At 67.4% G+C, this 12,070-nt stretch carries 12 protein-coding genes; 9 read left to right on the plus strand and 3 right to left on the minus strand.

Features of this window, described 5'->3' with window-relative positions; all coding sequences use genetic code 11:
* Nucleotides 1-10: 10 nt before the first annotated feature.
* The 3 genes from hydA to purM all read right to left on the minus strand — a co-directional run bounded on the left by hydA (nt 11) and on the right by purM (nt 4,217).
* Complete coding sequence (gene hydA, locus AC5WJ1_RS13835) at nt 11-1,447, minus strand: dihydropyrimidinase (protein WP_195431931.1); 1,437 nt, start codon at nt 1,445-1,447, stop codon at nt 11-13.
* 55 nt (nt 1,448-1,502) lie between these two features.
* A complete protein-coding gene (locus AC5WJ1_RS13840; RefSeq protein ID WP_494476165.1) occupies nt 1,503-2,831 on the minus strand; it encodes an MFS transporter in 1,329 nt (442 codons plus the stop codon).
* A gap of 333 nt (nt 2,832-3,164) precedes the next feature.
* A complete protein-coding gene (purM, locus tag AC5WJ1_RS13845; protein WP_133092251.1) occupies nt 3,165-4,217 on the minus strand; it encodes a phosphoribosylformylglycinamidine cyclo-ligase in 1,053 nt (350 codons plus the stop codon).
* Nucleotides 4,218-4,435: 218 nt separating this feature from the next.
* On the opposite strand from purM, the gene AC5WJ1_RS13850 reads away from it, so the two are divergent.
* From AC5WJ1_RS13850 to AC5WJ1_RS13890, 9 genes are all read left to right on the plus strand, one after another.
* Nucleotides 4,436-5,506, plus strand: a complete 1,071-nt coding sequence (locus AC5WJ1_RS13850; protein WP_133092252.1) for an AI-2E family transporter — start codon at nt 4,436-4,438, stop codon at nt 5,504-5,506.
* Nucleotides 5,507-5,565: 59 nt separating this feature from the next.
* A complete protein-coding gene (hda, locus tag AC5WJ1_RS13855) occupies nt 5,566-6,276 on the plus strand; it encodes a DnaA regulatory inactivator Hda (protein ID WP_133092253.1) in 711 nt (236 codons plus the stop codon).
* A 61-nt stretch (nt 6,277-6,337) separates the two neighbouring features.
* Complete coding sequence (locus AC5WJ1_RS13860) at nt 6,338-7,012, plus strand: histidinol-phosphatase (protein WP_133092254.1); 675 nt, start codon at nt 6,338-6,340, stop codon at nt 7,010-7,012.
* A 1-nt stretch (nt 7,013) separates the two neighbouring features.
* On the plus strand, nt 7,014-8,543 hold the full coding sequence (gene pcnB, locus AC5WJ1_RS13865; protein WP_135705887.1) for a polynucleotide adenylyltransferase PcnB: 1,530 nt from the start codon (nt 7,014-7,016) through the stop codon (nt 8,541-8,543).
* Nucleotides 8,544-9,071 (plus strand): 2-amino-4-hydroxy-6-hydroxymethyldihydropteridine diphosphokinase, encoded by a 528-nt coding sequence (folK, locus tag AC5WJ1_RS13870; RefSeq protein ID WP_133092256.1) that lies wholly within the window; start codon nt 8,544-8,546, stop codon nt 9,069-9,071.
* Nucleotides 9,072-9,099: 28 nt separating this feature from the next.
* The gene (locus AC5WJ1_RS13875; protein ID WP_195431932.1) at nt 9,100-9,741 is read left to right on the plus strand and encodes a deoxynucleoside kinase; all 642 of its coding nucleotides are present in this window, start codon (nt 9,100-9,102) and stop codon (nt 9,739-9,741) included.
* A 106-nt stretch (nt 9,742-9,847) separates the two neighbouring features.
* Nucleotides 9,848-10,669: a 3-methyl-2-oxobutanoate hydroxymethyltransferase gene (gene panB / locus AC5WJ1_RS13880; protein WP_195431933.1), complete on the plus strand. Its 822-nt coding sequence runs from the start codon at nt 9,848-9,850 to the stop codon at nt 10,667-10,669.
* Nucleotides 10,670-10,673: 4 nt separating this feature from the next.
* Nucleotides 10,674-11,372 (plus strand): ABC transporter permease, encoded by a 699-nt coding sequence (locus AC5WJ1_RS13885; RefSeq protein ID WP_133092259.1) that lies wholly within the window; start codon nt 10,674-10,676, stop codon nt 11,370-11,372.
* Complete coding sequence (locus AC5WJ1_RS13890; RefSeq protein ID WP_133092260.1) at nt 11,369-12,067, plus strand: ATP-binding cassette domain-containing protein; 699 nt, start codon at nt 11,369-11,371, stop codon at nt 12,065-12,067. The genes AC5WJ1_RS13885 and AC5WJ1_RS13890 overlap by 4 nt, the downstream gene beginning before the upstream one ends.
* Nucleotides 12,068-12,070 lie beyond the last annotated feature (3 nt).

A 12,070-nucleotide genomic window follows, 5' to 3' on the forward strand; every position in this document is an offset into this window, starting at 1 on the left:
ACCACCGCATTCACAGGCTGCCGCCCGAGGTGCGGTAGCGCGGCCGCGCCATCTCCGGCAGCGCGCACGGCAGGAACTCGCCATGGCCGGCCTCGGCGCGCACTTCGCCTTCATGCGCGATGACCTTGCCGCGCACCAGCGTGGTCACCGGCCAGCCGGTCACGCGCTGTCCTTCATACGGCGTGTAGTCGACGGCGTGGTGCAGGTCGGCATTGCGGATCTGCACTTCGCGCTTCGGATCCCACAGCACCAGGTCGGCGTCGGCGCCGATGGCGATGGTGCCCTTGCGCGGGTGCAGGCCGTACAGCTTGGCGGGATTGGTCGAGGTCAGCGCCACGAACTGGTTCACCGAGATGCGGCCGCCGTTGACGCCCGCCGAGAACAGCAGCGGCAGGCGCGTCTCGAGGCCCGGGATACCGTTGGGGATGTACTGGAACGGCACTTCCTTCCCGCCGGGCTTCTTGCCCTCGGGATCGTCGTAGCGGAACGGCGCGTGGTCGGACGAGAAGATGGTGAACAGGCCGTCGGCAAGCCCGTCCCAGATCACCTCCTGGTTGCCGCGGTCGCGCGGCGGCGGGCTGCAGACGCACTTGGCGCCGTGGTAGTCGGGCTGGTCCAGGTCGTCGGCGGTCAGGAACAGGTACTGCGGGCAGGTCTCGGCAAAGATCTTCATGCCGCGGTTGCGCGCCCAGCGGATCTGCTCCACCGCTTCCTTGCCGGAGACGTGGACGATCAGGATCGGCACATCGACCAGCTCGGAGAAGGTGATGGCGCGGTGCGTGGCCTCGCGCTCGATCGCCATCGGCCGGGCCAGCGCATGGAAGCGCGGCGCGGTGTTGCCAGCGGCCTCGAGCTTGTCGGTCAGCCACGCGATGCAGTCGGAATTCTCGGCATGCACCATCACCAGCGCGCCTTCCTGGCGCGCCACCGACAGCACCTCGAGGATCTCGCGGTCGTTAAGCTTGAGGTCGTCGTAGGTCATGTAGATCTTGAACGACGAATAGCCCTCGCGGATCAGCCCCGGCAGTTCGTCCTGCAACACGGCATGGGTCGGGTCGGCAACGATCAGGTGGAAGGCATAGTCGACCACCGACTTGCCGCCGGCGCGGCGATGGTAGTCGTCCACCGCCGCGCGCAGCGAATGGCCCTTCTCCTGCGCGGCGAAAGGGATCACGGTGGTAGTGCCGCCGCACGCGGCCGAGACCGAGCCGGTGCGGAAGTCGTCGGCCATCCTGAGGCCGTCCGGCATGGGCTGGTCCAGGTGGCAGTGCGCATCGACGCCGCCCGGCAGCACCAGCTTGCCGCTGGCGTCGATGACCTCCGTGGCTTCGCCCAGGTCAAGGCCGAGCTGCACGATCCGGCCGTCCCTGACGGCGATGTCGCATTGCATGGTGTCGCTGGCAGTCACCACGGTGCCGTTGCGGATGATCAGGTCAAACTGTTTCACGATGTTCGTCACGTAAGGAAAAGAAGGGGCGCGCCGGGCGCCCCCGAGGTTGTCTTCAACGGTCTGCGTCGGACAGGTGCATCCGCGCGGTTTCGCGTGCGGCGGCCGCGGCGACCGCGATCAGCGCGCACACCACCGCCAGGTAGATCGCCACCGGCGCGGTGCTGCCGAAGCGGTCGAGCAGGCCGATCGCGATCAGCGGGGCCAGCGCGCCGCCGAACACGCCGGCGAACTGGAAGCCAAGCGAGGCACCGGTGACGCGCACCCGGGTGGCGAACAGCTCGGGCAGGAACGAGGCCAGCGGCGAGAACATGAACGACACCAGCACCATGCCGACGAACGAGGCCAGCATAATCAGCGCAGGGCTGCCGGTCTTGACCATGGCAAAGAAGACAAAGGCCCACACCGCGCCGCCGATACCGCCGATCATCAGCACCGGGCGGCGCCCGATGCGGTCAGCCAGCAGCCCAGCGATCGGGATGAACAGGATCTGCGCCACCGCGCCCAGCAGCACGGCGTTAAGCGCGATGCTCTTGGGCAGGCCCAGCTTGGTCGGCACGAAGTACAGCAGGAACAGCGTGAACACATAGAAGGCGATGTCGCCGCCCAGCCGCGCGCCGAAGGCGATCAACAGCTGCTTCTTGTAGTTGCGCAGCACTTCCATGATGGGCGCGCGCGCTTCGGCATGCGATTCCTCCAGCTTCTCGAACATGCCGGATTCCCGCACGTTGGAGCGGATATAGAGCCCGACCCCGACCAGCAGCGCCGACAGCAGGAACGGCACGCGCCAGCCCCAGCTGAGGAAGGCTTCTTCGGACACCTGCCACGTCACCAGCGCAAAGATGCCGTTGGCCAGCAGCAAGCCGATCGGCGCCGCCAGCTGCACCAGGCTGCCGAGGATGCCGCGCCGCTTACCTTCGGGATCAAGCTCGTTGATCATGATCGCGGCCCCGCCCCACTCGCCGCCCAGCGCCAGGCCCTGCACCACGCGCAGCAGCACCAGCAGCAGCGGCGCCAGCGCGCCAGCCGCGGCATAGGTCGGCAGCAGGCCGATGCCGAAGGTGGCCAGGCCCATCATCAGCAGCGTGATGATCAGGATCGACTTGCGGCCCATCTTGTCGCCGAAGTGGCCGAAGATGGCCGCGCCCAGCGGCCGCGCCACGAATGCCACGCCATAGCTGGCGAAGGACAGCAGCGTCGCGGTCAGCGGATCGCTCTGCGGGAAGAACAGCTTGGGGAAGACCAGCGCCGCGGCCGATCCGTAGATGAAGTGGTCGTAGAACTCCAGCGTAGTGCCGGCCAGGCTGGCCCCGGCGACGCGCGCGACTGACTGTTTCTTGGCCGACGCGCCTTTTCCCGCGGCGTCGATGCTGACTGCTTGCATGGTGTTCCTCCAATGGTCCCTGGCCTGCCCGCTGCGCATCGGTCGCCGGTTGCGCGCGGGGTTGTCTCCGACGGGGCATGCATGCGCCTCGCCTTTGCTCAGTACATTAGGACATAAACCGCCATACAATCAAGCAAAATATTGTTTGTCAGATATGGTGCATATGCATGCTGGAATTTGGTGCAATGCACTAAAGCGATATCTGCCACAAATGGTGGCAGCGGGTTCGGGTAAACACCTAACCACCATATCCGCCAGGGCACGGACGAAAAAAAACGGCGCATGCCCGAAGGCAAGCGCCGTTTTCTGTATGTGTGAAACGCTGGGGTCGCGTCAGATCACGATGGTCTGGGCCTCGCCCTCGGCACGTTCGCGGATCTCACCAATCTCCCACACGGCTTCGCCGGCGGCCTGCAGGTGGCGGATGGCGCGTTCGGCGTCTTCCTTGGCCACGATCACCACCATGCCGATGCCGCAGTTGAAGACGCGGTGCATTTCGTCGTCGGCCACGCGGCCCTGCGCCTGCAGCCACTGGAACAGCGGCGGCAGGGCCCAGGCATCACGATGCAGCACGGCAGTCACGTTCTGCGCCAGCACGCGCGGCACGTTCTCGGTCAGGCCGCCGCCGGTGATGTGGGCCATGCCCTTGACCGGAAGGGTCTCGATCAGAGACAGCAGCGGCTTCACGTAGATGCGCGTCGGCGCCATGATGGCGTCCTGCAGGCGCTGGCCGTGGAAGTCGGCATTCAGGTCCGGCTTGGCCACCTCGATGATCTTGCGCACCAGCGAATAGCCGTTGGAATGCGCGCCCGACGACGCCAGGCCCAGCACCACGTCGCCCGGGGTGATGGTGCTGCCGTCGATGATCTTCTTCTTCTCGACCGCGCCGACGGCAAAGCCGGCCAGGTCGTATTCGCCGTCCGGGTACATGCTCGGCATTTCAGCGGTCTCGCCGCCGATCAGCGCGCAGCCGGCCAGTTCGCAGCCGCGGGCGATGCCCTGGATCACGGTGGCGGCGGTGTCGACGTCCAGCTTGCCGCAGGCGAAGTAGTCCAGGAAGAACAGCGGCTCGGCGCCCTGCACCAGGATGTCGTTGACGCTCATCGCGACCAGGTCCTGGCCGACGGTGTCGTGGCGGTTCAGCTGGAACGCCAGCTTGAGCTTGGTGCCCACGCCGTCGGTGCCCGACACCAGCACGGGCTCCTGGAATTTCTTCGACAGCTCGAACAGCGCACCGAACCCGCCGATGCCGGCCATCACGCCTTCGCGCATGGTGCGCTTGGCAAACGGCTTGATGCGGTCGACCAGCGCGTCGCCGGCATCGATGTCAACACCGGCGTCGCGGTAGGAAAGGCCGGCCTGGCCGTCGGTCGGGGATGCGCTCATGGGAACCTGCTTGTCCTGGAGGAATAAAGGGAGGAACTAAAGTGACAAATCCGGCGCTCGCGCAGTCGGGGCTTCCGTTGCAGCTTCCGCCGCTTGGCATCGGAAGGCGGGCGCGAGTCCAGTAGAATCGCAATTTTAACGGATAGAGGCCCCCGGCTTCCAGTTTCCGGCCAACTATGCCGAAAACCCGCCCTGCCGCCTCTTGCCCAGATTATTTGATGAACGCCCCGCTGCTGAACCACGAGACCAAACGCATCCTGCTCTGGATCGCAGTGGCCGCCGCGCTGTTCGCCGCGATCATCGCGCTGGCGCCGGTGCTGACGCCGTTCCTGTTCGCGTTCATCTTCGCCTATATCCTGAACCCGGGTGTGGACTGGCTGCAACGGCGCCGGGTGCCGCGCGCCATCGGCGTGACGCTGATGATCCTGCTGCTGACGGTGATCTGCGTGATGCTGGTGCTGCTGCTGATCGCGGTGCTCCAGCGCGAGATCCCGCAGGTGCGCGAGCAGTTGCCGATCCTGCTGAAAAAGCTCAATTCCGTGGTGGCGCCGCGGCTGGCGGAGTTCGGCGTGCGCGTGCGCTTTGACTTCCCGGGGCTGCGCAGCATGCTGTCGGACCGCTTCTCGGCCAGCCCGGAAGACCTGCTGGTGGTGTTGCTGAACTACGTCAAGATGTCGGGTTCGGCACTGATCGAGGTGGCGGGCATCATCTTTATCGTGCCCATCGTCATGTTCTACCTGATGATGGACTGGCACATGGTGATGCGCCGCATCGAGGGCGTGGTGCCGCGCCGCTGGGTGCCCAAGGTGCGCGAGCTGACCAACGAGACCGATGCCCTGCTGTCGCAATACCTGCGCGGCCAGATCCTGGTGATGGTGATCCTGGCGGCGATCTACTCGATCGGGCTGACCATTGCCGGCTTCGATATCGGCGTGCCGGTCGGGGTCTTCACCGGGCTGGCGGTCTTTATCCCGTATATCGGCTTCGGTGTCGGGCTGGTCATGGCGATCCTGGCGGCGATGCTGCAGTTCGGCAACTGGTATGGGCTGGGTGCGGTGGCGGTGGTGTACGGCTTCGGCCAGTTCATCGAGAGCTTCTACCTGACGCCGCGCCTGGTGGGCGAGCGCATCGGGCTGCACCCGCTGGTGGTGATCTTCGCGCTGCTTGCCTTCGGCCAGCTGTTCGGCTTCTTTGGCGTGCTGCTGGCGCTGCCGACGTGCGCCGTGCTGCTGGTCGGCGCGCGGCAGCTGCGCCGGGTTTACGTGGCCAGCGACCTGTACCGAAAATAACGGCTGCCACTATCCCGACCCCATCCCCCAGACGCCACCCCGCAAGTTAGCCATACGTCATGTCCCCGCGTCCCAACAAGCAACTGTCGCTCGAACTGGGCAGTCCGCCGCCTTCGACCTTCGAGAATTTCGTGGTGGCGGCCAACCGCGAGCCGGTGCAGCGCCTGCAGGAGCTGCCCGCCGCGGTCGCGCAGGAGCGCGCCACCGACCGGCTGGTCTACCTGTGGGGCGAGGTCGGCTGCGGCCGCACCCACCTGCTGCACGCGGTCTGCGAGGCAGCGCCACAGCATGGCATCCGCTCGCGCTACCTGAGCCCGCACCACCCGTTGTCCGACTTCCTGTTCGACCCGTGGTGCCAGCTCTACACCGTCGACGATGTCGAGCTGCTGGACGAAGCGCGCCAGATCGCGGTGTTTTCGCTGTACAACGAGGTGCGCGCCCACGTGCGCACCGCGCTGGTGGTCGCCGGCGGCCTGGCCCCGCGCGCCATGCCAGTGCGGGAAGACCTGCGCACCCGGCTGGGCTGGGGCCTGGTGTACCAGGTCGCGCCGCTGTCCGACGACGACAAGAAGGCCGCGGTGCTGCAAGCGGCACGCGAGCGCGGCCTGCAGCTGTCGCCCGAGATCACGCACTGGCTGGTCACGCGCCACTACCGCGACATGCCCAGCCTGATGGCGCTGCTCGACGCGCTCGATACCTACTCGCTCGAACGCAAGCGGCCGGTCACGCTGCCGCTGCTGCGCGAGATGTTCGCTGAATTCCGGGACTAGGCGACGGCCCCGCCCCGCCCGCTCCCTTACCCCATCCTGCCTTAAGGTAAAATCGCGCCCCATGAATCTGGCACTCTTTGACCTCGACCACACCCTGATCCCGACCGACAGCGACCACGAATGGGGCCGCTTCCTGGTCCGCCTGGGCATCGTCGACGAGGAAATTTACCGGCAGAAGAACGACGAGTTCTACAACCACTACAAGGCGGGCACGCTGGACATCCAGGCGTTCCTGCGCTTTGCGCTGGGGCCGCTGGCGGCCAACCCGCGCGACAAGCTCGACGCCATGCGCGCGCAGTTCATGCACGAGGTGATCGACCCGGTGATCACGCCGCAGGCGCGCGCGCTGGTCTACAAGCACATCGAGGCCGGCGACCTGTGCGCGGTGGTGACCGCCACCAACAGCTTCGTCACGGCGCCGATCGCCGCCGCCTTCGGCATCAAGCACCTGATCGCGACCGAGCCCGCCACCGTCGACGGCAAGCCGGAAAGCCAGTTCACCGGCGATGTCTTCGGCGTGCCGAGTTTCCGCGAAGGCAAGATCACCCGCGTCGAAGCCTGGCTCAAGGCCCAGGGCGCGACCTGGGACAACTTCGAGACCACCACCTTCTACAGCGACTCGGCCAACGACCTGCCCCTGCTGGAAAAAGTCTCCGAGCCGATCGCCACCAATCCGGACGATCGCCTGCGCCACCACGCCGCCGCGGCCGGCTGGCGCATCATGGATCTGTTCTGACGTGATCAAGAAGCTCATTACCAGGCTGCTGGGCAAGCCCGGCCCCAAGCAGCGCCGCACCGGCCGCGCCCATACGCCGCGCATCGTCAACGTGGACGAGCACCAGATCGACCCCACGCTGTTGTCGCGCAATGCCGTCAAGGTCACTTCGACGCTGCAGCAGGCCGGCTACCAGGCCTATATCGTCGGCGGCGCCGTGCGCGACCTGCTGCTCGGCATCAAGCCCAAGGATTTCGACGTCGCCACCAATGCCACGCCCGAGCAGGTGCAGTCGCTGTTCCGCCGCTCGCGCATCATCGGCCGCCGCTTCCAGATCGTGCACGTGACCTTCTACGGCGGGCGCGAGCAGGAAATCATCGAGGTCTCGACCTTCCGTGCGCTGGTCGACGCCATCGCCAGCGAGACCCTGCCCGAAGGCCGCCGCCTGAAGCGCGCCGAGCTCGACAGCAAGACCCATGCGATCGACGCCTCGGGCCGCGTGCTGCGCGACAACGTGTGGGGCTCGCAGGCCGAAGACGCGGAACGCCGCGACTTCACCATCAACGCGATGTACTACGACCCGGCCGCGCAGACCGTGCATGACTACCATCACGGCATGGAAGACATCCGCGCCCGCACGCTGCGCATGATCGGCGACCCGGCCACGCGCTACCGCGAAGACCCGGTGCGGATGCTGCGCGTGGTGCGCTTTGCTGCCAAGACCGGCTTCGATATCGACGAGGCCACGCGCCATCCGGTCGCCAGCCTGGCCGAGCTGATCCACAACGTGCCCAGCGCACGCGTGTTCGACGAGATGCTCAAGCTGCTGATGTCCGGCCACGCCTGGGCCTCGCTGCAGGAGCTGCGCAAGGCGGGCCTGCACAAGGGCCTGCTGCCGCTGCTGGACGTGGCGCTGGAGCAGCCCATGGGCCAGCGCTTCGTGCAGCTGGCGCTGGATAACACCGACCGCCGCGTGCAGGCCGGCAAGCCGGTGTCGCCGGGCTTCCTGTTTGCCGCGCTGCTGTGGCACCACGTGCTGCAGCGCTGGAACCAGTTGCGCGACGAAGGCGAGCACGCCATCGCCGCGCTCAACAGCGCCATGGATTCGGTGCTCGAAAAGCAGACCGGCCAGCTGGCGATCCAGCGCCGTTTCGTCACCGACATGCGCGATATCTGGGGCATGCAGCCGCGCTTCGAGAAGCGCGTCGGCCGCATGCCGTTCCGCCTGCTGGAGTCGCCGCGCTTCCGTGCCGGCTACGATTTCCTGCAGCTGCGCTGCCAGTCCGGCGAGCTGCCGGAAGAGCTGGCCGCCTGGTGGCAGGACTTCCAGAACGCCGAGCCACATGAGCGCGAAGACCTGATCGACGCCGTGCGCGGCGCGCGGGGCCAGGGTGGCGGCCAGGGCGGAGCCCAGGGTGCGGAAGGCGAAGGCCCGGCGCGCAAGAAGCGCCGCCGACGCAGTCCGCGGAAATCGGATAAAGTTTCTTCCCGGAGCGACTCGGACGCGGGCCAGGCAGCACATGCCGGCCCCGGCCAGCCGGAGGAAACGTAAATGACTCTCGCCTTCATCGGCATCGGCGCAAATCTGGGCGATGCCCGCCAGGCCATCAAGGACGCCATCGTGTGCCTGGCCCAGCAGGTCGGCATCACGGTGCTGGCGCGTTCCTCGCTCTATCGCACCGCGCCAGTCGATGCCGGCGGCGACGACTACTACAACGCGGTGGTCAAGGTGCAGACCTCGTTCACCGCGTCGCAGCTCCTGCGCATCTGCCACCACATCGAGGACCAGTTCGGGCGCGAGCGCCCGTTCCGCAACGCGCCGCGCACGCTCGACCTGGATCTCCTTGTGTTCGGCAACGAACAATACGACGACGAGCACCTGACCGTGCCGCATCCGCGCGTGACCGAGCGCGCCTTCACGCTGGTGCCGCTGGTGGAGCTGGACGCCGAACTGTCGATCCCCGGGCGCGGCCGCGCCGCCGACTTCCTGGCCGGCGTGACGTCCCAGCGCATCGAGAAAGTCTCCACCTGCAAGTGCCTGCGCCTGCAGGCCGAAGGCAGGGCCGGCAGCAACGGCTGAGGCTCCCGGGTCATCCGCGCAAAGCGCCATGCTCGACCACCTGCGCCGCATCGTCGTCGAAGGCCCCGTCGGATCGGGCAAGACCTCGCTGGCCCAGCGCCTGGCGCACACGCTGCAGGCGCACGAGCTGCCTGACTGCGCGCGCCGCAGCCCCTTCCTGGAACCGTTCTACCGCGATCCCGCGCGCCACGCGCTGGCAATGCAGCTGTGGTGCCTGACGCAGCGCGCCGCGCAGCTGCAGCAATGGCAGGCCGCGCTGCTGGCCGGCCAGCGCATGGTCAGCAATTTCCTGATGGCCAGGGACCGCCTGCACGCGGCCCTGACGCTGGCGCCTGACGAACTGGCGCTGTACGACGCCATTGCCGCGCGTTTCAGCCTGCCGCCGCAGCGGGTCGACCTGGTCATCGTGCTGCAGGCCACGCCGTCGCTGCTGCGCGAGCGCATCGTGCGCCGCGGCGAGCCGGGCGAGGCCGGCATCGACGAACACTATCTGCAGCGGCTGGCCGACGCCTACGGCGAACTGTTCCACCGCTACGACGAGGCCCCGGTACTGGTCGTCGATACCGCCCACTTCAATCCGGTGGACAACGATGACGATTTCCGTACACTACTGTCGCGCATTGAAATCATGCGCGGCCGCAAGGCCTTTCTCAATCTCGCTGCGCCCTGACAGGCCCCGCCTGCCAGCCACAACACAATAACGACGGCAGCCGTTGCCCTGCGTGGTATCGCGGGTGGTTTAGCGGCACAACCCGCCGTCACCTTCGGGCACTGCCATGAGTTACCTCCTCGACCCCTCCCGCAAGACCATCACGATCCCCAAATTGCAGGCGATGCGCGACGCCGGCGAGAAAATCGCCATGCTGACCGCGTACGACTCCAGCTTCGCGGCGCTGCTCGACTACTGCGGCGTCGAGATGATCCTGGTCGGCGATTCGCTGGGCAACGTGATGCAGGGCCAGCAGACCACGCTGCCGGTGACGCTGGAACACATGGCCTACCACACCGAATGCGTGGTGCGCGGCAACCAGACCGCCATGCTGGTGACCGACCTGCCATTCGGCACCTACCCAACGCCGGAAACCGCGTTTGCCAGCGCCGTCACGCTGATGAAGGCCGGCGCGCAGATGGTCAAGCTCGAAGGCGGCGACTGGCTCGCGCCTATCGTCAAATTCCTGGTCGAGCGCAGCATCCCGGTGTGCGCGCATATTGGCCTGACGCCGCAGTCGGTGCATGCGCTGGGCGGCTTCAAGGTGCAGGGCAAGACCGACGCGGGCGCCGCGCAGCTCAAGCGCGACGCGCTGGCGCTGCAGGAAGCGGGCGCGCAGGTGGTGCTGATGGAAGCGGTGCCGGCCAAGCTCGCCGGCGAGATCACGCAGCTGCTGAAGGTGCCGACCATCGGCATCGGCGCCGGCGCCGACTGCACCGGCCAGGTGCTGGTGCTGCAGGACATGATCAACGTCTACCCCGGCCGCAAGGCAAAGTTCGTGCGCAACTTCATGGAAGGCCAGACCTCGATCGAAGGCGCCGTGCGTGCCTACGTGGCCGCGGTCAAGGACGGCAGCTTCCCCGCTCCCGAGCACACCTTCTCCGCCTGACCCGGTGGAGATCGCTGCCGCCACCGCCGCCGCATTCCGCCTGCTCGGCAGCGGCGACGCGGGGCTGTGGTTCATCGTCTGGACCTCGCTGGCCATCGCGGTGCTGGGACTGGCGCTCGCCACCGTGCCCGCCATCGCCGCCGCCTGGCTGATCGCCACGCGGCAGTTCCCGGGGCGGCGCGCGGTGGTGGTGGTGGTGCAGGCTTTTCTCTCGTTTCCGACCGTGCTGGTCGGGCTGATCCTTTATCTCTTGCTGACGCGCCAGGGGCCGCTGGGCAGCCTGCACCTGCTGTTCACGCCGTCGGGCATGGTGCTGGGGCAGGCGGTGATCGGCTTCCCGGTGGTGCTGGCGTTTGCGCTGTCGACGCTGCAGGGTGCCGATGTACGCCTGCGCGAAACCGCGTGGGTGCTGGGCGCCGGGCGCTGGCGCACCTTCTTTACCGTGCTGCGCGAGCTGCGCTTCGGGCTGATGGCGGCGGTGGTGGCGGGCTTCGGGCGCGTGATCGCCGAGGTCGGTTCGGCGCTGATGATCGGCGGCAATATCGAAGGCTCGACCCGCACCATCACCACCGCGATCGCGCTGGAAACCAGCAAGGGCGAATTCGCGCAGGGCATCGCGCTGGGCATCGTGCTGGTGGCGCTGGCGCTGCTGGTCAATATCGGCATGGCGTGGCTGCAGGGCGCAGGAGGGTTCCGGCGATGACAGCGGCATCCCAACCACCGGCCTCCCCGTTGCTGACCGTGCGCGGGCTGGCCCGCACCATCGGCCTGCGCCGCCTGTTTGCCATCGACACGCTGTTGATCCCGCGCGCCACCGCGATCGTGCTGACCGGCATGAATGGCGCCGGCAAGACCACGCTGCTGCGCATGCTGGCCGGGCTGGAACGCGCGCCCGGCGCCACCGTGCAATGGACCGATGCCAACGGCCAGACCCATGGCGCGCCGCTCGATCCGCTGCCGCTGGCGGTGCGCCAGCGCATTGCCTATCTGCACCAGCACCCCTACCTGTTCCGCACTTCGGTGCGCGCGAACATCGCCTACGGCCTGCATGCGCGCCGCCTGCCGCACGACGAGATCGCGCGGCGCGTGGGCGAGGCGCTGGGCTGGGCCGGCGTGTCGCACCTGCAGGATACCGCGCCCGAATACCTGTCGGGCGGCGAGATCCAGCGTGTGGCGCTGGCGCGCGCCAAGGTGCTGGAGCCGGAGCTGTTGTTGCTCGACGAACCGACCTCGAGTCTCGACGGCCATGCACGCGAACAGGTGATTGCGTTGGTGCGCGACCTCGCCACCGAAGGCCGCACCGTGATCATGGTGTGCCACGACCGCGAGCTGATCAACCTGCCGGGCGTGGTGCGCTGGAAGCTGGGCGACGGCGTGCTGGACACGCATCACCCGTAGCGC

This window comes from Cupriavidus sp. MEYA8, assembly GCF_059278825.1.